Source organism: Ferrovibrio sp. GW821-FHT12E11 (assembly GCF_058806975.1).
Window position 1 is genome coordinate 2,945,270 of record NZ_JBXAQG010000001.1, and the last position, 26,281, is coordinate 2,971,550.

Annotated in this window: 22 protein-coding genes; 21 read left to right on the forward strand and 1 reads right to left on the reverse strand. The window is 61.5% G+C overall.

Translation table 11 applies throughout. The features are described 5' to 3' along the window. The first annotated feature begins 2 nt into the window (after positions 1–2). From AC1ROT_RS14650 to AC1ROT_RS14745, 20 genes are all read left to right on the forward strand, one after another. A complete protein-coding gene (locus AC1ROT_RS14650; RefSeq protein ID WP_492999882.1) occupies positions 3–1,154 on the forward strand; it encodes a sugar-binding transcriptional regulator in 1,152 nt (383 codons plus the stop codon). Continuing rightward, on the forward strand, positions 1,123–2,145 hold the full coding sequence (gene deoC, locus AC1ROT_RS14655; RefSeq protein ID WP_492999883.1) for a deoxyribose-phosphate aldolase: 1,023 nt from the start codon (positions 1,123–1,125) through the stop codon (positions 2,143–2,145). Before AC1ROT_RS14650 ends, deoC begins: the two co-directional genes overlap by 32 nt. 2 nt (positions 2,146–2,147) lie before the next feature. Then, positions 2,148–4,514, forward strand: a complete 2,367-nt coding sequence (locus AC1ROT_RS14660) for an aldehyde dehydrogenase family protein (protein WP_492999885.1) — start codon at positions 2,148–2,150, stop codon at positions 4,512–4,514. A gap of 7 nt (positions 4,515–4,521) precedes the next feature. Continuing rightward, positions 4,522–5,514: a BMP family lipoprotein gene (locus tag AC1ROT_RS14665; protein WP_492999887.1), complete on the forward strand. Its 993-nt coding sequence runs from the start codon at positions 4,522–4,524 to the stop codon at positions 5,512–5,514. 38 nt (positions 5,515–5,552) lie between these two features. Next, positions 5,553–6,557, forward strand: a complete 1,005-nt coding sequence (locus AC1ROT_RS14670) for a BMP family lipoprotein (protein ID WP_492971834.1) — start codon at positions 5,553–5,555, stop codon at positions 6,555–6,557. Between the two features lie 82 nt (positions 6,558–6,639). Continuing rightward, positions 6,640–8,172, forward strand: a complete 1,533-nt coding sequence (locus AC1ROT_RS14675) for an ABC transporter ATP-binding protein (RefSeq protein WP_492999889.1) — start codon at positions 6,640–6,642, stop codon at positions 8,170–8,172. Then, positions 8,169–9,299, forward strand: a complete 1,131-nt coding sequence (locus tag AC1ROT_RS14680) for an ABC transporter permease (protein ID WP_492999891.1) — start codon at positions 8,169–8,171, stop codon at positions 9,297–9,299. Before AC1ROT_RS14675 ends, AC1ROT_RS14680 begins: the two co-directional genes overlap by 4 nt. A gap of 3 nt (positions 9,300–9,302) precedes the next feature. Next, positions 9,303–10,277 carry an ABC transporter permease gene (locus AC1ROT_RS14685; protein WP_492999893.1) on the forward strand — a complete coding sequence of 325 codons (975 nt, stop codon included), beginning with the start codon at positions 9,303–9,305 and terminating at the stop codon, positions 10,275–10,277. 2 nt (positions 10,278–10,279) lie between these two features. Then, on the forward strand, positions 10,280–10,708 hold the full coding sequence (gene cdd, locus AC1ROT_RS14690) for a cytidine deaminase (RefSeq protein WP_492971830.1): 429 nt from the start codon (positions 10,280–10,282) through the stop codon (positions 10,706–10,708). After that, positions 10,705–11,529 carry a purine-nucleoside phosphorylase gene (locus AC1ROT_RS14695; RefSeq protein WP_492999894.1) on the forward strand — a complete coding sequence of 275 codons (825 nt, stop codon included), beginning with the start codon at positions 10,705–10,707 and terminating at the stop codon, positions 11,527–11,529. Before cdd ends, AC1ROT_RS14695 begins: the two co-directional genes overlap by 4 nt. After that, on the forward strand, positions 11,529–12,893 hold the full coding sequence (gene deoA, locus AC1ROT_RS14700; RefSeq protein WP_492999896.1) for a thymidine phosphorylase: 1,365 nt from the start codon (positions 11,529–11,531) through the stop codon (positions 12,891–12,893). Before AC1ROT_RS14695 ends, deoA begins: the two co-directional genes overlap by 1 nt. Continuing rightward, entirely contained in the window at positions 12,890–14,113 is a 1,224-nt protein-coding gene (locus AC1ROT_RS14705) for a phosphopentomutase (protein ID WP_492999898.1), read from the forward strand. The genes deoA and AC1ROT_RS14705 overlap by 4 nt, the downstream gene beginning before the upstream one ends. Then, entirely contained in the window at positions 14,110–15,006 is an 897-nt protein-coding gene (locus tag AC1ROT_RS14710; protein WP_492999899.1) for a phytanoyl-CoA dioxygenase family protein, read from the forward strand. Before AC1ROT_RS14705 ends, AC1ROT_RS14710 begins: the two co-directional genes overlap by 4 nt. Beyond that, a complete protein-coding gene (add, locus tag AC1ROT_RS14715; protein ID WP_492999901.1) occupies positions 15,003–16,004 on the forward strand; it encodes an adenosine deaminase in 1,002 nt (333 codons plus the stop codon). The genes AC1ROT_RS14710 and add overlap by 4 nt, the downstream gene beginning before the upstream one ends. Before the next feature lie 60 nt (positions 16,005–16,064). After that, complete coding sequence (locus AC1ROT_RS14720) at positions 16,065–16,889, forward strand: 5'-nucleotidase, lipoprotein e(P4) family (protein WP_492999903.1); 825 nt, start codon at positions 16,065–16,067, stop codon at positions 16,887–16,889. Positions 16,890–17,091: 202 nt separating this feature from the next. After that, positions 17,092–18,294 carry a multidrug effflux MFS transporter gene (locus tag AC1ROT_RS14725; protein ID WP_492999904.1) on the forward strand — a complete coding sequence of 401 codons (1,203 nt, stop codon included), beginning with the start codon at positions 17,092–17,094 and terminating at the stop codon, positions 18,292–18,294. Between the two features lie 208 nt (positions 18,295–18,502). Continuing rightward, positions 18,503–18,808: an HU family DNA-binding protein gene (locus AC1ROT_RS14730; RefSeq protein WP_492971822.1), complete on the forward strand. Its 306-nt coding sequence runs from the start codon at positions 18,503–18,505 to the stop codon at positions 18,806–18,808. Positions 18,809–19,004: 196 nt separating this feature from the next. Next, on the forward strand, positions 19,005–19,850 hold the full coding sequence (locus AC1ROT_RS14735) for a UDP-2,3-diacylglucosamine diphosphatase (RefSeq protein WP_492999906.1): 846 nt from the start codon (positions 19,005–19,007) through the stop codon (positions 19,848–19,850). Positions 19,851–19,944: 94 nt separating this feature from the next. Then, positions 19,945–20,403, forward strand: a complete 459-nt coding sequence (locus AC1ROT_RS14740; RefSeq protein ID WP_492971820.1) for an FKBP-type peptidyl-prolyl cis-trans isomerase — start codon at positions 19,945–19,947, stop codon at positions 20,401–20,403. 77 nt (positions 20,404–20,480) lie between these two features. Next, positions 20,481–20,915, forward strand: coding sequence for an FKBP-type peptidyl-prolyl cis-trans isomerase (locus AC1ROT_RS14745; RefSeq protein WP_492999908.1), 435 nt, complete (start codon positions 20,481–20,483; stop codon positions 20,913–20,915). 77 nt (positions 20,916–20,992) lie between these two features. On the opposite strand, the gene acnA is transcribed toward AC1ROT_RS14745, so the two are convergent. Beyond that, complete coding sequence (gene acnA, locus AC1ROT_RS14750) at positions 20,993–23,662, reverse strand: aconitate hydratase AcnA (RefSeq protein ID WP_492972210.1); 2,670 nt, start codon at positions 23,660–23,662, stop codon at positions 20,993–20,995. A 638-nt stretch (positions 23,663–24,300) separates the two neighbouring features. On the opposite strand from acnA, the gene AC1ROT_RS14755 reads away from it, so the two are divergent. Beyond that, positions 24,301–26,280: an AMP-binding protein gene (locus tag AC1ROT_RS14755; protein WP_492999910.1), complete on the forward strand. Its 1,980-nt coding sequence runs from the start codon at positions 24,301–24,303 to the stop codon at positions 26,278–26,280. The last annotated feature ends 1 nt before the right edge of the window (position 26,281 follow it).

Genomic DNA, 26,281 nt, shown 5'->3' on the forward strand with positions numbered 1-26,281 from the left:
TTTTGCTTTCCCCGGCGACAGCCAAGCCTCGAAAACCCGCAATTTCATTGACTCCGGTCGTGACTCCGGGCAGGCTGAATAAAATTTTACGAGGCAAAATTTTAATCATGACCAGGCGCACACCTGCTTCTGCTCCGCCCGCTCTCGACGATGACGAGCTGGGTCTGGCTGCGCGGGCTGCGTGGCTCTCCTATATCGGTGGCTATACTCAGCAGCAGATTGCCGATCGTCTGCGGGTTTCCCAGGCCAAGGCCCATCGCCTGATTGCCGAAGCGCTGCGCCGTGGCCTGGTGAAGGTCTTTGTGCAGGGCGTGCCCGCCGAATGCGCGGCCATTGAAGACGAACTCTCGGCCCGTTTCGGTCTGCAAAGCTGCGCTGTCGCCCCCTCCCTGTCGCTCGGCCGCAAGAGCGAGCATCGCGATACGGCTTTTGCCGCCATCGGGGCGGCAGGCGCGCGACTGCTCCATCACATGCTGTCCGGCGACAAGATATCGGTGGTCGGTGTCGGCAAGGGCCGCTCACTCGCGGCTGTCGTACAGCATATGCCGGAGTTGGAGCGCCCGGATCTGCGGGTGGTTGCTGTCTCGGGCAGTCTGAACCGCAATCTGGCGGCCAATCCGCTCGATATCGTGCTGCGTCTTGCCGATCGAACCAAGGCGCAGGGGTTTTTCCTGCCGGTGCCGTATCTGGCCTCCAGCGAAGCCGAGAAAAAAGTGCTGCTGGCGCAGAAAAGTGTCGGCGATATGCTGGAGCTGGCCCGGCATGCTGATCTGGTCCTGATCGGGATCGGCAGCCTGGAAGCAGATGCGCATCTGCGCCAGATCGGCATGCTGAATGAGCGGGAATGGGCCGAGCTGCGTGCCCAGGGCGCGGTTGGCGACCTGATGGGCAGTTTTATCGACGCCAACGGCCGGCCGGTGGCCTCGGGGCTCAATCGCCTGTCTGTCGGACTTGGTATTGACGACCTCAAGGGGCGGCGCGTCGTCGCCCTTGCCGGCGGGGCCGAGAAAGCCAAAGCCATCCTTGCGGCCCTTCGAACTGGCGCGATCAGCGATTTGGTGGTGGATGAGGAAGCGGCAACCGAGATCGTTGCCCTGATGAAACAGAAATCCGGAGCGGATAATGGCCGAAGCGCAAAAGGTCGCGCCGCTTAACCGCGAGCGCCGTCATGGCGCACCGATGCATGGCGGCGGTGAGCATCACCGTAATCCGGGCCTGCCGTTCGATATGGACCCGGTCGACCGTATCCGCGTCAACCGCAGTGCGGTCGAACGCCGCATTGCCAGCCTGCCGGGTCGCCGCAGCGTGAAAAAAGATGTGCAGGCCGCCTGGCTGCTCAAGGCCATCACCTGCATGGACCTGACAACACTGTCGGGTGACGATACGTCGGGCCGGGTGCGTCGGCTCTGTGCCAAGGCGCGTCAGCCTGTACGCCGTGACCTGCTGGAGCAATTGGGTGTCGCCGATCAGGGGATCGCTGTGGGCGCCGTCTGCGTTTATCACGCCATGGTGCCCACGGCGGTCGAAGCGCTGCAGGGCAGTGGCATTCCTGTGGCTGCCGTATCCACCGGTTTTCCGGCCGGCCTGTCGCCGTTCGACCTGCGGGTCCGGGAGATCGAAGCCTCTGTCGCGGCCGGCGCGCAGGAGATCGATATCGTTATCGACCGCTCTCTGGTGCTGACCGGAAACTGGCGGCGCTTGTATGAAGAAATGAGAGCGTTCCGCAGCGCCTGCGGCCCTGCCCATGTCAAAGCCATCCTGGGCTGCGGCGATCTGGGAACATTGAAAAACGTAGCGCGCGCCTCGATGGTCTGCATGATGGCGGGCGCCGATTTCATCAAGACTTCGACCGGCAAGGAGGCCGTGAATGCCACGCTGCCTTTTGCGCTGATAATGGCGCGCATGATCCGCGGTTATCAGGAAATGACCGGCCAGAAGATCGGTTTCAAGCCGGCCGGGGGCATCAGTACGGCCAAGGATATCATGCAGTACCAGATTCTCATGAAAGAAGAGCTTGGCCTGCCCTGGCTGCAGCCTGACTTGTTCCGTATTGGCGCGTCCAGCCTCCTGAACGACATCGAGCGCCAGCTTGAACACCATGCCAGCGGTGGCTATTCCGCGGCGCATCGCCATCCGATGGCCTGACCATGAGCAAGATTTCTGCCTTGATGAAGACCATGGAATATGGCCCGGCACCGGAAAGCACGGCCGAGGCTGAAGCGTGGCTGGAAAAGCATGGCCGTCGTTTCGGTCTGTTCATCGATGGTGAGTTCCGGGGCGCGGTCGCGGGTACCTTCGCCAGCAACAACCCGGCCACCGGCCGTGAATTGGCACAGATCACGGCTGCCACGGCGGTGGATGTGGATGCGGCTGTTGCGGCAGCCCGCAAGGCGCAACCGGGCTGGGCGCGGCTTGGCGGTCATGTCCGCGCGAAGCATCTGTATGCCCTGGCGCGCCAGGTGCAGAAGCAGGCACGTCTATTAGCGGTGCTGGAAACGCTCGACAACGGTAAGCCGATCCGTGAAACCCGCGACATCGATATTCCACTGGTGGTTCGGCATTTCTATCATCACGCGGGTTGGGCGCAGTTAGTGAACGCGGAATTTCCAGGTTGCGAGCCGCTGGGTGTCGTAGGGCAGGTGATCCCGTGGAATTTCCCACTCTTGATGTTGGCCTGGAAGATCGCACCGGCTTTGGCGGCCGGTAATACCGTCGTTCTGAAGCCGGCGGAAGACACCAGTCTCACGGCTTTGCTGTTTGCCGAGCTTTGTCAGGCTGTGGGCCTGCCCAAAGGTGTTGTCAATATCGTTACCGGCGATGGCGCGGTGGGCGAGTTGGTCGTGCGGCATCCTGATATCAACAAGATTGCGTTCACGGGTTCGACGGAGGTTGGCCGCAAGATTCGTGTCCAGACTGCGGGCAGCGGCAAGAAGCTGAGCCTGGAGCTTGGCGGCAAATCGCCATTCATCCTGTTCGACGATGCCGATCTGGATGGGGCAATCGAAGGCCTGGTGGATGCCATCTGGTTCAATCAGGGCCAGGTCTGCTGCGCCGGTTCGCGCCTGCTGGTGCAGGAAACCGTTGCCGACGCCGTTTACGCCAAGATTCGTGCCCGGATGCAGACCCTGCGTGTTGGCGATCCGCTCGACAAATCGACCGATATCGGCGCCATTGTTTCACCCGTGCAGCGTGATCGCATTGATACTCTGGTGCAGCGCGGCGTTGCCGAAGGGGCGACCCTTTTCTGTGCGGGCGGGGTGGACATGGCAGGAGGGTGTTTCTACCCACCGACGCTGCTGACGGATGTTGAGCCCGCGATGGCCGTGGCGCAGGAGGAAATCTTCGGCCCGGTTCTGGTGGCCATGACGTTCCGTACGCCGGCAGAGGCCATTGCACTGGCCAACAACACGCGCTACGGCCTTGCGGCGAGCATCTGGAGCGAGAATATCAATCTTGCGCTCGAGGTCGCGCCCAAGCTCAAGGCAGGCGTAGTTTGGATCAACTGCACCAACCAGTTCGATGCGGCGAGCGGTTTCGGCGGGTATCGCGAGTCCGGTTTCGGTCGCGAGGGTGGTCGCGAAGGCATGCTGGAATATCTGGCGCCAGTGAAAGCGAAGCGCCGTATTGCCGCCACGGCACCGGTTGCTGCAGCCATTCCTGTGGAATCTGGTATCGATCGTACGGCCAAACTCTACATTGGCGGTCAGCAGGTGCGACCAGATGGCGGATATAGCCGGGCGGTTCATGATGCATCCGGACGGTTACTGGGCCATGTGGCCGATGGTAATCGCAAGGATATCCGCAATGCCGTCGAAGCGGCACGCAAGGCGGAAAACTGGTCGGCGACCAGCAGCCATGCCCGCGCGCAAGTCCTCTATTACTGCGCCGAGAATCTGTCGGTAAGGCGCAATGAATTTTCTGATCGTCTGATGCAATCTGCGGGCACCACGCGCGCCGCTGCGCGGACTGAAGTTGATGCCAGCATCCGCCGCCTGTTCTCGGCCGCCGCCTGGGCTGACAAATATGACGGGGCGGTGCGCAATCCCCCCTTGCGCGGTATCGTGCTAGCCATGAACGAACCGATGGGTGTGATCGGGATCGCATGCCCGGACGAGGCGCCGCTGCTATCCTTCGTATCTCTTTGGGCTCCGGCTGTTGCCATGGGTAACCGCACCGTGGTGCTCGCTTCCGAGCGGCATCCGCTTCTGGCGACGGATTTCTACCAGGTGCTGGACACCTCTGATCTGCCGGCTGGAGTGGCCAATATCGTTACCGGTCTCCGTGACGATCTATCTCGTGTGCTCGCCGATCACCAGGATGTCGACGCCCTCTGGTATTTCGGCACGGCCGAAGGTTGCCGCCGGGTCGAGGAGGCTTCGGCCGGCAATCTCAAGCGGGTTTGGTCGGAAGCTGCGGGTCAGCGCAATTGGCTTGACGATGCCGATGGCGAGGGGCGGCTGTTCCTGCAGCAGGCCAGCCAGGTAAAAAATATCTGGGTGCCTTATGGCGAATGAGGGAAGCATGCGGCGGATAGCACTGGCAGCAGCAGTTTCGCTGAGCTGTATCGGGGCAGCGGCAGCGGCCGATATCAAACCGGCAATTGTCTATTCCATCGGGGATAAGTTCGATGGGTCGTTCAATGAAGCCGCATATCGCGGGGCTGAGAAGTTCAAGGCGGATCGCGGTATTGGATATCTCGAATTCGTCGTCTCCAATGAAGCGCAGTTCGAGCAGGCTCATCGGCGTTTCGCCCAGCGCGGCAGCGATCCGATTGTCGGAGTCGGCTTTTTCCAGAATGCAGCGCTGACGGCTGTTGCCCGCGAATATCCGAAACTTCGCTTCTCGGTGATCGATACAGTGGTTGATCTGCCCAATGTGCAGTCGGTCCTGTTCCGCGAGCATGAGGGATCGTTCCTGGTCGGGGTGTTAGCCGCCATGGCGTCAAAAAGCGGCGCCATCGGCATGGTCGGCGGCATGGATATTCCGCTCGTGCGTCGATTCTTCTGTGGTTATGAACAAGGGGCGAAGTCGGTCAATCCGGCTCTAACTGTGATCTACAATTCCACCGGCAACACACCGGCGGCCTGGACCGATCCAGGGCGCGCGGCGGAACTGGCAAAATCCCAGTTCGACCGTGGCGTAGACGTGGTCTTCGCCGCCGCCGGCACCAGCGGCCTCGGCGCCATGCAGGCAGCCAAGGATAACGGCAAGCTGACCATCGGCGTCGATTCCAACCAGAATCACCTGCATCCTGGCACGGTTCTCACCTCGATGGTAAAGCGCGTCGATCTGGCTGTGTACCGCAGCTTCGACGATGCGCGGACGGATAGCTGGAAACCCGGCGTCAGTGTTCTGGGCCTGAAAGAGGGCGGGGTCGACTGGGCCTATGACAAGCATAACGAAAAGCTGATTAGTGCGGCGATGAAAGACAAGGTGGAGGCCGCGAAAGCCAACATCATCGCCGGCAGGATCAGTGTGCATGATTACGTCAGCAACAACAAATGCACGCCATAACAAGGCTGCCGATAACAGGGAAAGAGGAGAATAGAATCATGACCAAGATGTTTGCAAAAACCGCACTCGGCACAGCCGCATTCCTGGCTTTCGCCGTCACCGCGCAGGCCGCCGATATCAAGCCTGCCGTCGTCTTCGACATGGGCGGCAAGTTCGACAAGTCCTTCAATGAAGGCGTCGCCATGGGTGTCGACAAATTCAAGGCCGAGACCAACACGGCCTATGCCGAATTCGAGGTCAATAACGAAACCCAGTTCGAGCAGGCGCATCGCCGTTTTGCCCAGCGCGGGCAGGATCCTATCGTCGGTGTCGGCTTCTCGCAGGCGAAGGCTGTCGAGAAGGTGGCGACTGAATTCCCCAAGATTCGTTTCACCCTGATCGACAGCGTGGTGAAACTCCCGAATGTACAGTCGGTTCTCTTCAAGGAGCATGAAGGCTCCTTCCTTGTGGGCGTTGCGGCGGCTCTGGCCAGCAAGACCGCCAAGGTCGGATTCATTGGCGGTATGGACATTCCGCTGATCCGGCGCTTCCAGTGCGGCTATGAGCAGGGCGTGAAATACGCCAACAGCAAAGCCGAGGTTCTGGCCAATATGACCGGCACGACGCCCAGCGCCTGGAACGATCCGGGCCGTGGCGGTGAACTGGCCAAGGGCCAGTTCGACCGCGGTGCCGATGTTGTCTTCGCTGCCGCCGGTGCCACCGGCATCGGTGTGTATCAGGCGGCCAAGGATCGCGGCAAGTTCGCCATCGGCGTCGACTCGAACCAGAACCACCTGCATCCAGGCACCATGCTGACTTCGATGGTTAAGCGTGTGGATCTGGCCGCGTATAACAGCTTCAAGACGGCGGCGGCCGGCAGCTGGCAGGCTGGCGTAACCGTGCTCGGCCTGCAGGAAGGTGGCGTTGACTGGGCTTATGACCAGTATAATGAGAAGCTGATCAGTGCCGATATGAAGGCGAAGATCGATGCCGCCAAGGCCGACATCATCTCGGGCAAAATCAAGGTGCATGATTATATGAGCAACAACGCCTGTTCGTCGTAACGAGAGCGGGCGGACATATATGTCCGGCGCAATGCCAGCTTCGATATCGCCGGCGGGGTCACAAGCTCCGCCGGCGATCGAATTGCGGAGTATCCATAAGTCGTTCGGAACGGTGCATGCCAATCGCGGCGTGACGCTGTCGGTCGAGGCTGGCTCGATCACCGGTATCATCGGCGAGAACGGCGCTGGAAAATCCACGCTGATGAGTATTTTGTACGGCCTTTACAAAGCCGATAGTGGTGAGGTTCTCGTTGAAGGACGGCCGTTGGCCATGGGGGCGCCCCATGATGCAATTGCCGCAGGCATCGGCATGGTGCACCAGCATTTCATGCTGGTCGGGCCTTTCACGGTTCTGGAGAATGTTATCCTGGGATCTGAAGCTGGACCGCTGCTGCGCCGTGGCAAGGCCGCCGCCCGTCGTGAGCTTGAGCGTCTGGGACGTGAATATGACCTCAGGATAGATCCGGATGCCGTGATCGATGATCTGCCGGTCGGCGAGCAGCAGCGTGTCGAGATTCTGAAAGTCCTGTATCGCGGCGCCAAGGTTCTGGTTCTGGATGAGCCGACGGGCGTGCTGACGCCACAGGAGACGGATCAGTTGTTCCGCATCCTCGATATGCTGCGGCAGCGTGGCGTTACCGTCATCCTGATCACGCACAAGCTGCGTGAGATCATGGCGATTACGGATACGGTTTATGTTATGCGCCAGGGTGAAGTGGTCGCCCGCCGCAAGACGGCGCAGACCGATCGTGAGGAACTGGCCGAACTGATGGTCGGGCGCAAGGTGAGACTGGAGCTCGACCGCGAGGCTCCGAAGCCGGGTGCGGTCATGCTGGCAGCGCAATCGATCAGTCTGCGAGACCGCCGCGGCGTTACCTTGCTGGATCAGGTCAGTCTGGAATTACGGGCTGGCGAGATCCTTGGCATCGCCGGCGTCTCAGGCAATGGGCAAAGCGAGCTGCTCGAAATTCTGTCCGGCATCCGCCCGCCGGATTCAGGCTGCCTGCAGATCGGTGACCGACGTATCGATATCCTACATCCTGCCGATCCGGCGGAAATGCGGGCGCTGAAACTGGCCCATGTGCCGGAAGACCGGCATCGCTACGGTATGGTCGGCAGTTTCTCGGCCGACGAAACGGCGATTCTGGGCTACCACCGCGACGGCCGGTTCAATCGCGGAGCGCTTTTGAACCGCAAGGCCATGGTGAAGCACTGCGCCGGCCTGATGGAGCATTATGATGTACGGCCGCGTCGCCCGGATCTGCATTCGGCGGGCTTTTCCGGTGGTAATCAGCAGAAGCTGATCCTGGCGCGCGAAATCGACTGCCGTCCGGATATCCTGGTGATCGGCCAGCCGACCCGTGGCGTCGATATCGGCGCCATCGAATTCATTCATCGCGAGCTGTTGCGCCTGCGCAAGGCCGGTTGCGCGATCCTGATCGTATCGGTCGAACTTGACGAGGTCATGTCGCTGGCCGACCGTATTCTGGTGATGTTCGGTGGCCGCATCGTCGGCGAAGTCGATGGCGCGGCGGCAGACGAGCGCACGCTCGGCCTGATGATGGCCAATGCCTGGCCGCCGCAGGATGCCATCACCATGCAGGCCGCATCATGAGCCAGCCGCGCAGGCCCCTGCCGGTCTGGGTCGATATCGGCTTGATCCCACTGGCGAATGTCATGCTTGCCCTGCTGGTTGCCGGATTGATTGTTCTGGCGGTCGGGGTCAACCCGCTCGATGCGGTCAGCATCATGTTGTTCGGCGCTTTCGGTTACCCCGAGGCCATTGGCTATACGCTGTATTACGCCACCAATTTCATCTTCACCGGCCTGGCCGTGGCGGTGGCCTTCCATGCCGGGCTGTTCAATATCGGCGGCGAGGGGCAGGCCTATATCGGCGGCCTGGGCACCACGCTGGTCGTGCTGGCGCTGGATCGTATCCTGCCCGGTACGCTGCTGGTACCGCTGGCCATTCTGGGCGCCGCTGCGGGCGGTGCGGCCTGGGCGCTGGTGCCGGCCTATCTGCAGGCCTATCGCGGCAGCCATATTGTCATCACCACCATCATGTTCAACTTCATTGCCGCCGCACTGATGGTTTACCTGACGGTCAACATCCTGATCGCGCCGGGCACGATGTCGCCGGAAAGCCGTCCGTTCGCCGTGGCCGCCAGCCTGCCTCTGCTGCATAAAGTGCTGCTTGGCCTGGGGATCGGCATGGGAGAATCACCGCTGAACCTGTCGCTGCTTTTGGCTCTGACCTGCTGTGCCGGCCTTTGGATCTTCCTCTGGCATACCCGTTGGGGATTCGAGCTGCGCGCCATCGGGCAGAATCTGCAGGCCGCCATTTATGCCGGCGTCAATGCACGCCGCATGATTATGCTGGCGATGGCGGTATCCGGGGCGCTGGCCGGTATGATGGCGGTCAATGAACTGCTGGGTGTACAGCACCGGCTGATTCTCAGTTTCACCGCCGGTTATGGCTTCACCGGTATTGCCGTGGCCCTCATGGGGCGAAACCATCCGCTCGGCGTTGTTCTCGCCAGTGTGCTGTTCGGTGCGTTGCAGCAGGGCGGAGCGGAACTGGCTTTCGAATTTCCGACGATTACCCGCGAAATGGTGGTGGTGATCCAGGGGCTGGTGATCCTGTTCTCGGGGGCGCTGGCGCATATGACACGGCCATGGTTCGAGGCCTTGTTTGGCTTGCTGCAGCGTGATTGGCGGCCGGCGATGCGTCAGGGAGCCTGAGTGATGGACGATTTCGTCACCGGCCTGATCCCGATCCTGGCCGCCACCCTGCGGGTGGCGACGCCACTGATCCTCTGTGCCATGGGTGGTCTGTTTTCCGAGCGCGCCGGGATCATCGATATCGGTCTGGAGGGTAAAATGCTGGCCGCGGCCTTTGCGGCGGCGGCTATGGCGGCTGTAACCGGCTCTGCCTGGGCAGGCTTGGCGGCGGCAGTCGTTGTTGCCGAGATCCTTGCGCTGCTGCATGGGCTGGCCTGCATCACCTATCGCGGTAACCAGGTGGTCAGCGGCGTGGCCATCAACATCCTGGTCTCCGGACTCACCATCGTATTCGGCATGGCCTGGTTCCGCCGCGGCGGGCAGACGCCATCGCTGCCGCCTGAGGCCCGGTTTATGCCGAACACCTTGCCCGGCAGTTCGGCCATGGCAGACATTCCCGTGCTCGGGCCGATCTATGCCGATCTGATCGGCGGGCATAACCTTCTGGTCTATGTCGCCTTCCTGAGCGTACCGCTGGCGCAGTGGGCGCTGAACCATACGCGCTTCGGTCTGCGCCTGCGCGCGGTCGGTGAAGTGCCGCTGGCGGTCGATACTGCCGGCATCTCGGTCGCCTGGTTGCGCTTCCGGGCCGTGCTGATCTGTGGCCTGCTCAGCGGTGTCGCCGGTGCCTATCTGTCGATTGCCCAGAATGCCGCCTTCAGCCGCGACATGAGCGCCGGACAGGGATTCATTGCGCTGGCGGCGATGATCTTCGGCAAGTGGAAGCCGGTGCCGGCCCTCGGCGCCTGCCTGATGTTCGGTTTTATCGACGCCGTGGCGATCCGGTTGCAGGGCGTGCGGCTGGGTTCGTTCGGCGAGGTTCCGGTGCAGGCGATACAGGTCATGCCGTATCTGCTGACCGTCATCCTGCTGGCTGGTTTTGTCGGGCGCGCCACCGCGCCGAAAGCCGCCGGCATTCCTTATCAGAAAGAGCATTGACGATGGCGGCGCTTCCCCGTCCTTCTGCAGAAATGATTGCCATGGCGCGCCAGATGCTGGGCCGTGCCTATGCGCCATATTCCAATTTTCCCGTGGCCGCAGTGCTGCGTGGCGGCAACGGCAAGCTTTATGCCGGCTGCAACATCGAAAACGCCGCCTATCCACAGGGCTGGTGCGCAGAAACCTCGGCGATAGCCGCCATGGTGGGTGATGGCGAACGCCGTATTGCCGAAATCCTGGTCATGGGCAAAGGCACGGCCCTGGTCACACCCTGCGGCGGCTGCCGCCAGCGTCTCCGTGAATTCTCGGCCGACAGTGTTGCTGTGCATATCTGCGGGCCACGTGGCTGGCGCAAGAGCTTCACGTTCGGTGCCTTGCTGCCGGTCTCTTTCGGGCCGAAAAACCTCAGTCCGAAAGGCAGGCGGTCATGAGCGTGCAGACCGCTGCCCTGGCTGCGATTCGTGCGGCCGTGCCGGCCGGCTTCAGGCCGCGTTACGGTATCGTGCTGGGTTCGGGGCTTGGCGGCTTTGCCGATACCATCGAGAAACTGGCCGAAGTCGCCTATGTCGACCTGCCGGGCTTCCCGCAACCCGGCGTTGGCGGGCATGCCGGCCGGCTAGTGCTGGGCCATGCCGGCGGTTGTGCGGTTGCCCTGATGCAGGGCCGTTCGCATTACTACGAGCATGGCCGTGCCGATGCGATGGCCCTGCCGATCGAGGTCCTGCAACAGATCGGCTGCGAGGCGTTGTTGCTGACCAATGCTTCGGGCAGCCTGAAGTCGGATATGTCGCCGGGCAGCATCATGCTGGTCACCGATCATATCAATTTCACCGGTGTTTCACCGCTGTTCGATCGCACCAGCGACCGCCGCTTTGTCGACATGGTCGATGCCTATGATCCGGCCCTGCGTCGCCGCCTGCAGGAGGCCGCGCATGCGGCCGGCGTGCAGCTGCATGAAGGCACATACATCTGGTTCTGCGGGCCGAGTTTTGAAACACCGGCGGAAATCCGCGCCGCCAAGGTCCTGGGCGCCGATGCCGTCGGCATGTCGACCGTTCCGGAAGTGATCCTCGCGCGCTATTTCGGCCTGCCGGTGGCGGCGCTGTCGATCATCACCAATGCGGCGGCGGGAATGAGCAGCGTCAGGCTGAGCCATGAGCAGACGGTGACAGTAGCGCGCCAGGCTGCCGCCGACATGCAGGCGATCCTGAAGGCTTTCCTTGCGGCGGCCGTAACGCGGGAGGCCGTGTGATGCTGCTGCCGCAGGAAATCATCCGTCGCAAACGCGATAATATGGCGCTCTCACCCGAAGAGATTGCCTTCATGGTGTGCGGCATTGCGGACAACAGCCTGAGCGAAGGACAGGTGGCTGCCTTTGCCATGGCGGTATTCTTTCGCGGCATGACCCGCGCTGAATGTGTAGCGCTGACCCGCGAGATGACGCAGTCGGGTCGTGTGATTGATTGGCAGGATCTCCGGCTGCCGGGGCCGATCCTGGATAAACATTCGACGGGCGGCGTCGGCGACAAGGTTAGCCTGATGCTGGCGCCCATCGTGGCGGCCTGCGGTGGTTTTGTGCCGATGATCTCCGGTCGTGGTCTGGGGCATACCGGTGGCACGCTCGATAAGTTAGGCTCCATTCCTGGCTACGCTACCAATCCGGATCTGCCGACCTTTCGTCGCGTCGTGGAGCAGGCTGGCTGCGCCATCATCGGCCAGACTGACGACCTGGCGCCGGCCGACCGGCGCTTCTATGCCATTCGCGACGTGACGGCGACGGTGGAATCGATCCCACTGATAACTGCTTCTATCCTGTCGAAAAAGTTGGCCGCCGGCCTTGGTGGATTGGTGATGGATGTGAAAACCGGTTCGGGTGCGTTCGCGGCAGACCCGGCCATGGCAAAGGCACTGGCTGAAAGCATTGTCGCGGTTGCTAATGGCGCCGGCCTGCCAACCGTCGCGCTGACCACCGATATGGATCAGGTGCTGGGTCACACTGCGGGAAATGCTGTCGAGGTCGCGGAAACCATTGCCTATCTTGTCGACCCCGCGAGCCGGGAGCCGCGTCTGCATGCGGTGGTCATGGCGCTGGCGGCCGAGATGCTGGTGCTCGGTGGTCTTGCGGCATCGGTTCAGCAGGGACTGCAGCAGGCGGAGGCGGTGCTGGCCGGTGGTCAGGCTGCGGAACATTTTGCCCGCATGGTCGTGGCGCTCGGTGGTCCGACAGATATCCTGACCAAAGCTGCAGATTATCTGCCATCGGCACCGGTGCAGCGGCCCTGCCCGGCACCAAAAGCGGGTTATATCCAGCGCATGGATGCTCGCGCCGTGGGGGTGGCCGTGATTGGTCTGGGCGGCGGACGTCGACGCGCCAGCGATACTATCGACCTGGGCGTGGGTCTGACCCATATTCAGCCCGTTGGTTCAGCCGTACAGGCGGGGGCGCCGCTGGCCATGGTTCATGCTGCCACCGAAGCCGCTGCCGCTGCCGCCATTGTCGAGTTGCAGGCCGCAATCAGCATCGGGGATGCTGCCCTGGCGGCGAGTCCGGTGATCCGGTCGCGCATCGATACAGGAGTAATGACGCAGCAGGGGGTACAGGAGCCGGTACCATGACGCGAGCATTTATTCTGGTGATGGACTCCTTTGGCCTAGGCGCTGCCGGCGATGCCGAAGCCTATGGCGATTTGGGTACTGATACGCTTGGCCATATTGCGGACTGGTGCAGCAATGGCCGGGCCGACAAGCCGGGCCTGCGCCAGGGCCCGCTGCGTCTGCCCAATCTTGCGCGCCTTGGTCTTGGCCTGGCCGCCAGGACCAGCACCGGACGCCTGCCGCCCGGACTGGAATTCGACGGCGCAATTACCGGCGCCTATGGCTGCGCGGCTGAATGCAGTGTCGGCAAGGACACGCCGAGCGGCCACTGGGAAATGGCCGGTTTGCCGGTGCCGTTTAATTGGGGCCTGTTTCCGCGCACCACGCCCTGCTTCCCGCCGGACATGATCGCTGCTCTGATGCAACGGTGCGACCTGCCCGGGATTCTTGGCGATTGCCATGCTTCCGGCACCGAGATCATCAAGGAGCTGGGGCTGGAACATATCCGTACCGGCAAACCGATCTGTTACACCTCGGCGGACTCGGTGTTCCAGATCGCGGTGCATGAGCAGTATTTCGGTCTGCAACGTCTGTATGACGTCTGTAAGGCAGCCAAGGCGCTGCTGGAGCCCTTCAATATCGGTCGTGTGATTGCCCGGCCGTTTATCGGTGAATCGCCCGATACCTTCCAGCGCACCGCCAACCGAAAAGACCTGACGACACCGCCACATGACGACACCTTGCTGGATCGGTTGACGGCATCCGGCCGTCAGGTAATTTCGGTCGGCAAGATTGCGGATATCTTTGCCCATCGCGGCATCGCGCAGAAGATTGCCGCCAAAGACAATATGGCCCTGTTCGACACATTGCTGGCACAGGCTGATACGGCCGCCGATAACAGCCTGGTCTTTGTCAATTTTGTCGATTTCGACAGCCTGTTCGGCCATCGCCGCGATGTGGCCGGCTATGCCGCCGCCTTGGAAGCCTTCGACCGGCGTTTACCAGAATTTCAGGCTCGTATGCGGCCCGGTGATCTTGCGCTGATCACGGCCGATCATGGCTGTGATCCGACCTGGCCCGGCAGTGATCATACGCGTGAACATGTGCCGATGCTGTGGTTTGGTCCTGGCCTGCATAGCCGCGATCTGGGCTTGCGTCGTAGTTTTGCCGATATGGGGCAGACTCTGGCAGGCCATTTTGGGATCGCCCCGCTAAAATATGGCGAACCCTGTTTCCCATGACGATTGCAGCCTCCATCGCCACACCTGCGCGGCAGCGTTTCGCAGCCCGGCCGGATGGGCGTCTCGACGCTGATATGAAAGCGGCTTTCGCTCGTGACGGTTTCCTGATCCTGGATGGCTTTGCGACATCTCAGGACTGCGATGCCCTGCAGCAGCGCATGGCGGTTCTGGTGGAGCAGTTCGATCCGGCCGGCATCCGCACCGTGTTTTCGGCTGCCGACCAGTCCCATGGCGATGATCGCTATTTTCTGCATTCTGGCGACAAGGTCCGGTTCTTCTTCGAGCCCGACGCTTTCGATGCATCCGGCAATCTGACCCGCGACAAGGCGCTGACGATTAACAAGGTCGGCCATGCGCTGCATGACCTTGATCCTGTTTTCAACGCTTTTTCCCGTTCCCCGCACTGTGCGGCGCTGGCTGCCGATCTTGGCCTGCAGGCACCGGTATTGCTGCAGTCGATGTATATCTTCAAGCAGCCGCAGATCGGCGCAGAAGTTGGCTGGCACCAGGATGCGAGCTTCCTCTACACCCGACCTTCCAGTGTCGTCGGTTTCTGGCTGGCTCTGGATGATGCCACAGCCGAGAATGGCTGCATGGTCGCGTTGGCCGGCGGGCATCGCGGCCCGCTGCGGCAACGGTTCGTCCGGGAGGGCAATACGGCCCGCATGGTCGATGAGTCTCCTGCACCCTGGCCGTCGACCGGTCCGGTGCTGCTGGAAGCGCCACGTGGCAGCCTGATCGTTCTGCATGGCCTGCTGCCCCATGCGAGCGGTGCCAACCACTCGACGCTGCCGCGTCATGCCTATGCCCTGCATCTGATCGATGGCGTGGCGGCCTATCCGGCCGAAAACTGGCTGCAGCGACCGGATCTGCCGCCCCGGGGTTTCGCATGAGTATCGCAGCTTTGCCGAAAGCCGAGCTGCATTGCCATATCGAAGGGGCGATCGCGCCGGATCTGGTGCGACATATCGCGGCCCGGAACGGCATCATTCTGGCTGACGACCTCTTTCATGGCGATACAGGCTATGCTTGGCATGATTTCGGTAGCTTCCTGCGGGCCTATGACGGCGTCAGCGCCTGCCTGCGCCGGCCGGAAGATTACCGCGATATCATGTACCGCTATCTCGCCGACTGCGCCGCCGAAGGCGCGGTCTATGTCGAGGTTTTCTCTTCCCCCGATCATGCTGCGGCCGTCGGCATGAGCTATGCCGATCATCTGGCGGGTCTGGCTGCCGGAATCGATGCCGCCCGTGCCGAATTCGATATCGTCGGGCGAATCATCGTGACTTGCGTGCGCCATCTGGGACCGGATCGTGCGGGCGCTGTGGTGCGGAGCATGATTGCAGAACCGCATCCCTATGTTGTCGGTTTCGGCATGGGCGGCGATGAACTGCAATACCGGTGTGAGGATTTTGCGCCGGCTTTCCGGATGGCGGCCGACGCGGGTTATCCCTGCACAGTGCATGCTGGGGAAGTGGGCGGCCCGGAGAGCGTGCGCGATGCGATCCGCTGCCTGCCGGTTGCCCGCATCGGCCATGGCGTGCGGGCCAGCGAAGACCCGGCCCTGGTCCGGGATCTGGTACGTCGTGGCATCACGCTGGAGGTTTGTCCCGGCAGCAATTTGGCACTGGGCCTTTACCCGGATGTCACCACGCATCCGCTGCGCCGCCTGCTCGATGCCGGTGTGCGGGTTACCCTCAATTCCGATGATCCGCCCTTCTTCAAGACTTCGATCGGGCGGGAATATGCTGCGGCGTTGATTGATTTCGGCCTCGATGCCGCCGCGCTGACGGCGATTACCGAAACAGCCCTGGACGCGGCATTCGCCAATGCCGATCTGCGGGACGGCCTGAAACAGCGAGTCCGCGCATCGAAAGCGCAGAGATTGTAACATTCATTGGGAAAACAGGAGGGCAAGGTTATGGGTAAAACACATCACATACGATCCCTGATGGCGGCAGCGGCTTTGGTGCTTGCTGCGACGTCTGCTTTCGCGGCCGATGGTCCGGCGCCGCATGACAACCTGAATGCCACGTTGTGGATGCAGCGGTCTGTTGAATATAAAGCCAACGCGCTGACGGCTTTCACCTTGGCCAGAATTCGACTGGATCAGGCCCTGGCCGATAAATCCTGGACGGCAGCCCCGGCCGAGCAGACTGGCAATTTCCAGGCATTGCCGCCGGCGGTCATCCTCGACATCGACGAGACGCTCCTCGACAATTCCGGTTATCAGGCCTGGATGGTGCTGAACGACAAGACGTTCGATCCGAAAACCTGGACGACCTTCGTGAATTCGCAGACTTCGACGCCGATTGATGGCGCTGTCGATTTCGCGAAATACGCTGACTCCAAAGGCGTGAAGGTCTTCTACATCAGCAACCGCACCTTCGAGGAAGAGCCGGCAACCCGCAAGGTCATGGAAAAATATGGCTTCCCCATGGGTGGCAATGTCGACACTTTCCTGTCCGCGCGCAAGAAACCCGAGTGGGGTTCGGTCAAAGGCACGCGGCGAGCGGTTGTTACGGCTGAATATCGCGTGCTGCTCAATATCGGCGATAATTTCGGGGATTTTCACGACGGCTTCCGCGGCAGCGAGGCGGAAAGGCTGAAGATATTCACGGACAACAAGGAGCGCTGGGGCCGTGAATGGATCATGATCGCCAATCCCAGTTATGGCTCATTCGAATCTGCACCCTTCGGGCATAACTACAAGCTGTCGCCAGAAGATCAGCGCAAGGGCAAGCGGGAAGTTCTAAATAGCTGGTCTGGCCAGTAATCGTTCGGATCGCGGGAGGCCGCCTCGTTTGCGGCCTCCCGTCTTCTAATGGCGGACTCCGGGCGGACTTGCGCCGCCAGATGATGGCGCAAGGCTGTATGAGCTGACTTATATCGGATATCGCGCTGACCCGCGGCTTGGTTCGCGCCATGATCGGCGTTATATGGTGCGTCTCATTCCGTTGCTCCTGTATCGCGTCCCGATGTCCGCTCCCCCGGCCCGCCACCAGCCTTCTGTTGCTATACTTGTCGCCATGTCGGCGCTTGGGCCGATGGCGCTCAACATTTTCATGCCATCCATGCCCGGCCTGGCGAAGTATTTCGCCGTTGATTACGGCCTGGTCCAGATGACGCTCACCTTCTATCTGGTCGGGATGGGCGCTGCCCAGTTGGTCTATGGACCGCTCAGCGACCGGTACGGGCGGCGGCCGGTACTGCTCTGGGGGCTGGGCATCTATTGTGTCGGCAGCTTGGCCTGCGTGGCGGCACCATCGATTACTCTTCTGATGCTCGGACGTGCCCTGCAGGCCATTGGCGGCTGTGCCGGACTGGTGCTGGCAAGAGCGATCATCCGCGATCTCTATGATCGTGATCGGTCGGCTGCCATGATCGGCTATGTGGCGATGGCGATGAGTCTGGCGCCGATGCTCTCTCCGGCGCTTGGCGGCTATCTCGACACCATGGCGGGTTGGCGTACCAGTTTCGGGTTTTGCAGCCTGGTTGGCCTGGGCGTCTTTGTCTGGGTGATCCTAACCTTGCCTGAAACCCTGGCGCAGCGGGGCGAAGGCGAGGGGGCTGCCTCGCTCTTGCGTGGCTATGCCATGCTGCTGCGCTCGCCGCTGTTCTGCAGTTATGCGTTACAGACCTGCTTCACCTCCGGGGTGTTTTTCGCCTTCATTGCCGGTGCTCCCTTCGTGGTGGTGACCGTCATGGGCCATCCGGCCTCGGATTACGGTCTGTGGTTTGTGGTGGTTTCGGTTGGTTATGTGATCGGCAATTTCTTCACCGGCCGCTTTGCGGCACGGGTGGGTATCAACCGCATGCTCGCGGCTGGCGCACTGACCGGGGTGCTTGGCATTGCGGCCCTGTCCCTGACCAGTTGGCTGGGTGCCCTCAGTCTTCCCGGCATCTTCTTGCCGATGATGGTCGTGGCGGTGTCCAATGGCCTCACCCTGCCCAATGGCACCGCCGGGGCGGTCTCGGTCAACCCGCGTGCCGCAGGGGCTGCGGCCGGCCTCTCCGGGGCCCTGCAGATGCTTGTCGGAGCCGCTGCTGCCCTGCTGGTCGGGTATGGCCAGGATCACGACCCGAGCGAGTATCCGATGATCTGGACCATGGTCGGTTGCGGTATCCTGTCGGTTTTGAGCTTTCTGGTCGCGTCAAAATTTCGCGCCAGCCGGGGCTGAATTGCATGTCGGGCCGGTGCCGGGTGCCATAAACCCGCGTGTTTGGCGGTTCCGATTCGCCCGAGTGGTCAGAAAACCGCATGTCTAGCGGATTTTTATGCATTCCCCGATGGGCAAAACCCGAGGGCGGTGCTATGCAGGATTCGGGAATCAACCCCCGATTCGTTGAAAAACAACATCTGACGCATCAACTCTGAGGAGAGAAATCATGGCTAAGGCAGCCGCCGCCACCAAGACGGTTACCGTCACCGCGAAGCAGATCGCTTCCACGCTGGCCGAGAAGCATGAGCTGCAGAAGAAGCTGACCCTCGCCCTGTTCGAGGACTTCTTCGCCGCCATCACCAAGTCGCTGAAGAAGGGCGAGCGCGTCCGCATGGGCGATATCGGTATTCTGCAGGTCCGCAAGCGCGCCGCCCGTATCGGCCGCAACCCGCAGACCGGCGAGCCGATCAAGATTAAGGCCTCCAAGAAGGTTGCCTTCCGCGCTTCGAAGGTGCTGAAGGAAGCCGTCTGATCCTGTTCTGACAGGATTGAGGATTCAGGGCCTGCCACATGTGGCAGGCCCTTTTTCTTTGGCTTTTTTGACCGATCGGGGAGTGTCGCCAAACCGTCACATCGGTCATTGAAAATTCACGGGACTTCATAAGAGGCAGGATTCATCTTCCCCGCCAACGCATTGCCGAACATGGCGATTCACCAGCAGGTGACCGATGAACATGGCGCTCTTTCCCGCCCGTTACCGCACCATATGGATTTCTGATATCCATCTGGGCACGCGCGGCTGCAAGGCCGATCTGCTGCTGGAATTCCTGAAACATACCGAGTCCGACACGCTGTATCTGGTCGGCGACATCGTCGACGGCTGGCGGCTCAAACGCTCCTGGTACTGGAATCAGAGCCATAACGACGTGGTGCAGAAGCTGCTGCGCAAGGCGCGCAAAGGCACCGAGGTCATTTATGTGCCGGGCAATCATGATGAGGCCCTGCGCGATTTTATCGAGGGGGTGGGGCTGCAGTTCGGCGGCATTACTGTCCAGATGGAAGCGATTCACCAGACGGCGGACGGGCGGCAGCTTCTGGTTACCCATGGCGATCATTTCGACGGCATTGTGACCTGCGCCAAATGGCTGGCGCTGCTTGGCGATGCCGCCTACGGCTTTGCGCTTGATCTCAACACCTGGTTCAACCACATCCGCCGCCGCATGGGCCTGCCTTACTGGTCGCTGTCGGCCTATCTGAAGCACAAGGTCAAGAATGCGGTGGAGTTCATTTCCGACTACGAGCAGGCCATTGCCGAAGAGGCGCGGCGCCGTCGCGTGGACGGCGTGGTCTGCGGGCACATCCACCATGCCGAAATCCGCGAGATCGACGGCATCCTCTATTGCAACGATGGCGATTGGGTTGAAAGCTGTACAGCCCTGGTCGAGCATGCCGATGGCCGGCTGGAAATCCTGCGCTGGGCCGAGCTGCGCGAGCATATGGGCGGCTTCCTGGCGGCCGAGGGCATCGATCTGGCCATATCGGCCACGGCAAATATTAATCTTGATACGGATTAATTGACGACTCGATGAATGCGACCTGCCCGCAACGGTGGATTGAGCCGCTGTAGTCGACTCGTCGGCTCCCGCGAGTCGCTAGGGGCGACAGGCTGTGACAACTCTGGGCAGCGGTAAATTTGCTTGGTATCATCAAGATATGGGAGTGCTTTCATCATTGCTGGGGGCGATCGGCCTTGGCGGTAAGCAAGAGGCCGTAAACCTGCGCCAGACTGCGTCTGGAATGCGCATCGGCGATGTCGTGGTCGGAACCGGCACCAAGGCCGAACCGGGCAAGATGGTGTCCGTGCACTATGCCGGGTGGATATGGGAAAATAATAAGCCGACCCGGATGTTCGACAGTTCCTACAAGCGCGGCCAGCCGTTCGAATTCGCCCTCGGCCAGGGCAAGGTGATCAAGGGTTGGGATGAGGGCGTTACCTATATGAAGATCGGCGGCAAACGCGCCCTGATCATTCCGCCTTATCTCGCTTATGGCGCTCGCGGCAACGGCCGCATCATCCCGCCGAACGCCACGCTGTTTTTCGAGATCGAGCTGGTCAGCGTCCGCTGATGCGGGTGACCTGCCACGCTGTCGCCGCATTCCGACGGCAATTTTTCCGCATCATAATCCCTGAGGAGCTACCGGTAATGTCTCTGTCTCGTCGCGTTTTTGCTGTCGCTGCTGTTGTTTCCGGTCTGCTGGCCGCCCTGCCGGCTGCGGCCCAGCAGGAAGTGACCACGCCCAGCGGCCTGCGCTATGTCGATGTCAAAGTCGGGAATGGCGAAACGGCCCGGCCTGGCCAGACGGCCTCCGTGCATTATACCGGTTGGCTCTACATCGCCGGCGAGAAGGGCCGCCAGTTCGATTCCTCGCGCACGCGCGGCCAGCCCTTTGCCTTCCCGCTCGGTGGCGGTCGCGTGATCAAGGGCTGGGACGAAGGCGTCGTCGGCATGAAGACCGGCGGCCAACGCACGCTCATCATTCCGCCGGGCCTCGCCTATGGTGCCCAGGGCGCCGGCGGCGGCGTGATCCCGCCCAATGCCACGCTGATCTTCGATGTTGAGCTGATCGACCTGAAATGATCTTGTCGGGAACAGGACAATAAAAAACGGCCGGGTTTCCCCGGCCGTTTTCGTATCTGCAGTTTGCAGTATTGCGCTTACGCGGCCTTGGCCAGGTTGCGCAGCACGTAATGCAGGATGCCGCCGTTCTTGTAGTAGTCGATCTCATCCAGGGTATCGATGCGGCAGAGCACCTCAATGGTCTGGGTCGAGCCGTCGGCGCGGGTGATGGTCACCGGCGTCTTCATGCGCGGCTTCAGGCCCACGGCGATGCCGGAGATGTCGAACTTCTCCGAACCGTCGAGCTTGAGATCGAAGCGCGTGGTGTTGTTGAGGAACTGCAGCGGCAGCACGCCCATGCCCACCAGGTTCGAACGATGGATACGTTCGTAGCTTTCGGCAATCACGGCCTTCACCCCCAGCAGGATGGTGCCCTTGGCCGCCCAGTCGCGCGACGAGCCGTTGCCGTATTCCTTACCGGCCACGATCACCAGCGGCGTGGCGCTGGCCTTGTACTTCATGGCGGCGTCGTAGATCGACATGACCTCGCCGGCCGGCATGTGCTTGGTGATGCCGCCTTCGGTGCCGGGCACCATCTCGTTCTTGAGACGGATATTGGCAAAGGTACCGCGCATCATGATCTCGTGGTTGCCGCGACGGGCACCGTAGGAGTTGAAGTCGGCATAGGGCACGGCATGGTCGGTCAGGTACTTGCCGGCCGGACCATCCTTCTTGATCGAACCGGCGGGCGAGATGTGGTCGGTGGTGATCTTGTCGCCCAGGATCGCCAGCAGGCGGGCACCCTTGACGTCGGTGATCGCCGACGGTGTCGCGCTCATACCCTCGAAATACGGGGGATGCTGCACATAGGTGGACTTGTTGTCCCAGCCGTAGGTCTGGCCACCCTCGACCTTGATCTTGCGCCAGTTCGGATCGCCCTTGAACACGTCGGCATAGCGCTTCTTGAACATCGCCGGGGTCACGTACTTGCGCACGTTGGCGGCGATTTCCTTGTTCGAGGGCCAGATGTCCTTCAGGTAGACCGGCTTGTTCTTCTTGTCATAGCCGAGCGGCTCGTTGGCGACGTCCATATTGAGGTTGCCGGCCAGCGCATAGGCCACCACCAGCATGGGCGAGGCGAGGTAGTTCGCCTTGGTCAGCGGGTGGACGCGGCCTTCGAAGTTGCGGTTGCCCGACAGCACGGCGCCGACGACGAAGTCGTTATCGGTGATGGCCTTCGAGATGTTGTCTGGCAGCGGACCAGAGTTGCCGATGCAGGTGGTGCAGCCATAGCCGATAACCTGGAAGCCCAGGGTATCAAGGTCCTTCTGCAGACCCGACTTGGCCAGATAGTCCGTAACCACCTGGCTGCCCGGTGCCAGCGAGGTCTTGACCCACGGTTTGGTGGTCAGGCCCTTTTTGAGGGCATTGCGCGCCAGCAGGCCGGCACCCAGCAGCACGCTCGGGTTCGAGGTGTTGGTGCAGGAGGTGATGGCGGCGATCACCACGTCGCCATGGCCGAGGTCGAAGTTTGAACCTTCAACCTTGGCGCGGAAGTCGACGGCGGTCTTTTTGCCGTAGAAATTCCCCATGGCGTCCTTGAACTCGACCGCGGCCCGGCTCAGCGGCACGCGGCCTTCGGGACGGGTCGGGCCGGCCAGCGAGGGCTCGACCGTGGAGAGATCCAGCTCCAGCGTATCGGTGAAGACCGGATCCGGCGACTTGGAGGTACGCCACAGACCCTGTGCCTTGGCATAGGCTTCCACCAGCTTGACGCGATCGGTGTCGCGGCCACTGGCCTTCAGATAGGCAATGGTCTCTTCGTCGACCGGGAAGAAGCCGCAGGTGGCGCCGTATTCCGGCGCCATGTTGGCGATGGTGCAGCGGTCGGCCAGCGACAGCTCGTCCAGGCCGGGGCCGTAGAATTCGACGAACTTGTTGACGACACCCTTCTTGCGCAGCATCTGCGTCACGGTCAGCACCAGGTCGGTGGCCGTGGTGCCTTCCTTCGGCTTGCCCGAGAGGCGGAAGCCGACGACTTCCGGCAGCAGCATGGAGATCGGCTGGCCCAGCATGGCGGCTTCGGCTTCGATGCCGCCCACGCCCCAGCCCAGCACAGCCAGGCCGTTCACCATGGTGGTGTGACTGTCGGTGCCGACCAGAGTATCCGGGTAGGCAACCTCGTTCTTGCCGTCCAGGCCGGTCCACACCGTCTGTGCCAGGTATTCGACATTCACCTGATGGCAGATGCCGGTGCCCGGCGGCACGACGCGGAAGTTGTCAAAGGCGGTCTGGCCCCAGCGCAGGAAGGCGTAGCGTTCGCCGTTACGCTCGTATTCCAGGTCCACGTTCTTCTGGAACGCGCTCTTGGCCGCGGAGTGGTCCACCATCACCGAGTGATCGATCACCAGATCAACTGGCGACAGCGGGTTAATCTTCTTGGTATCGCCGCCCAGATGGGTCATGGCATCGCGCATGGCGGCCAGGTCGACCACCGCCGGCACGCCGGTGAAGTCCTGCATCAGCACGCGGGCCGGGCGATAAGCGATCTCGCGGTCTGAACGCTTGTCCTTCAGCCACTGGGCCACGGCCTTGAGGTCGTCCACAGTGACGCTGCGGCCGTCTTCATAGCGCAGCAGGTTTTCCAGCAGCACCTTCAGCGAATAGGGCAGCCGGGTCAGATCGCCCAGGCCGGCCTTTTCAGCGGCCTTGATGCTGTAATAGGCGTAACTCTTGTTGCCGACCTTCAGGGTGCGGCGCGTCTTCATGGTGTCATGGCCGACCACGATCGGCACGGAACGGGCGGCGCCGATGGACTTCTTGGCGACCGGAGCCTTCCTGGCGACGACCTTCTTGGGTGCGCTGCGCAGCGCCTGCTTCCTGGTGGCTTTCTTAACAGCCTTGCGAACAACAGCCTTCTTGGCCGCCTTCACCGCTTTCTTGACCTTCACCGCCTTTTTCGCGGCCTTAACGGCCTTCTTGGCCGTCTTGATTGCCTTTTTGGCCGGCTTCTTGACGGACTTGGCGACCTTCTTGGCCTTTACGGCCTTTTTGCTGCCCTTGGCTTTCGCCGGGGCTTTCGCCTTCGCGGCTTTGCGCTTGGTCTTCTTCGCGGCTTTCACGGGGCAATCCTTTCGTAGCGGAAACGTCAAAAATGAAAGGCTGGTCTGGGCGGGCTGGTCCCACCCTGGATGGGCAAATAGGTGCCGTAAAACCATGGCTTTGCCAAGCTCTTTCGGCTGGAAGAAAGTTCAACGGGGGTCGAAATTTAGGCAATGCCGAGGGGGTGGCGGCGTGGCACGGGGGCAACCTGCATGACCCCTTGACGGGCAAAGGTCCGTGCCCTTATCAACGAAGAATAATGACGGTGAATGGCTACGGCTGCGCCGCGTATGAGGAGGCGAACATGTCCGAGACGTCGGTAATCCCCGACGGGCGCGACCCGTTGGGCCGTGACACTGTCCCGAAATTCCTCGCCTACAACGCGCAGCATCGCCGCGATCGCCCGGCCATGCGCGAAAAGGACCTGGGTATCTGGCAAAGCTGGACCTGGGGTCAGGTGGCTGTCCAGGTGGAGGCCATTGCCGGCGGTCTGAAGGCTTTGGGCTTTCGCCGTGGCGACAAGATGGCGATCATTGGCGATAACCGCCCGCAGCTGTACTGGACGCTGGCGGCGATCCAGGCGCTCGGTGGCGTGCCGGTTCCGATTTACCAGGACAGTGTTGCCGAAGAGGTGCAATACGTCGTCGAGCATGCCGAAGTTCGTTTTGCCTTGGCCGAAAACCAGGAGCAGGTCGACAAGCTGTTGTCTGTCCGCGAGCGGCTGCCCCGCCTGGAACTGATCCTGTTTTCCGATCCGCGCGGCCTGCGGCATTACCACCAGCCCTTCCTGCATGATCTGGAGAAGGTGATTGCGTCCGGCCGGGCCTATAGCCAGCAGAATCCGGGCTTCCTGCATGCTGAAATCGAACAGGGCAAAGGCGAGGACCTGTCGCTGATCTGCTACACCTCGGGCACGACCGGACGGCCCAAGGGCGTGATGCTGAGCCACGACAATGTCGTGCGTTCGGCCAACCTGGCGATCGGATTCGATAAGATCAACGAGGCGGACGAAATTCTGGCCTACCTGCCGCTGGCCTGGGTTGGCGACAATTTCATTTCCTATGCCGAGGCGTTCATCGCCGGATTCTGCGTCAACTGTCCGGAATCGGGTGAGACGGTGTTGACCGACCTGCGCGAGATCGGACCGACCTATTTCTTCGCTCCGCCGCGCATCTTCGAGGGTTTGCTGGCCACCGTGATGATCCGCATGGAGGATGCAGGTGCCATCAAGCGGGCGATGTTCAGGTATTTTATTGCCGTCGCCAAACGGGTCGGCCGGGGCATCCTGGAGAAAAGGCCGGCGGGCCTTGTCGACCGGCTTCTTTACGGGCTTGGCGATCTGCTGGTCTATGGCCCGCTCAAGAACGTACTGGGGTTGAGCCGTCTACGGCTGGCCTATACGGCCGGTGAGGCGATAGGGCCGGATATCTTCGATTTTTTCCGCGCGCTTGGCATCAATCTCAAGCAGCTCTACGGCCAGACCGAAAGCACGGTTTACCTTTGCCTGCATACCGATACCGATGTGAAGGCCGACACGGTCGGTCCGCCGGGGCCGGGCATTGAGCTGTATATCGACGACAAGACCGGCGAGGTGATGTATCGCAGCCCCGGTGTTTTTGTTGGCTATTACAAGAATCCGGAGGCGACGGCAGAAACCAAGACCGCGGATGGCTGGGTCCATACCGGCGATGCCGGGGTATTCACCGACAACGGTCATCTGCGCATCATCGATCGCGCCAAGGATGTCGGCCGGTTCAACGGCGGCGCACTGTTCGCGCCAAAATTCATCGAGAACAAGCTGAAATTCTTCCCCGCCATCAAGGAGGCGGTGGTGTTCGGCAACCAGCGCGACCATGCCACCGCCTTCATCAACATCGATCTGGCGGCGGTCGGTTCCTGGGCCGAACGTAAGGCTATTCCGTATACTTCATATACCGATCTGGCCGGCCGGCCGGAGGTCTATGCGCTGGTGAAGGGCTGTATCGAACAAGTCAATCGCGACCTGGCCTCCGACAGTTCGATGACCGACAGCCAGGTACATCGCTTTCTGATCCTGCATAAGGAGCTGGATGCCGATGATGGCGAGCTGACGCGCACCCGGAAGGTGCGGCGGCGCACCATCACTGAACGGTATGGCGCGTTGATCGAGGCGTTGTATTCCGACCAGCCCGATGTTGCGGTGGATGCGAAAATCACCTTCGAGGATGGCCGCACCGGCAGCTTCAAGGCCAAGCTGAAAATCGAAGACGTGCAGACCCACAGCACGATGCGGAAGGCAGGTTGAC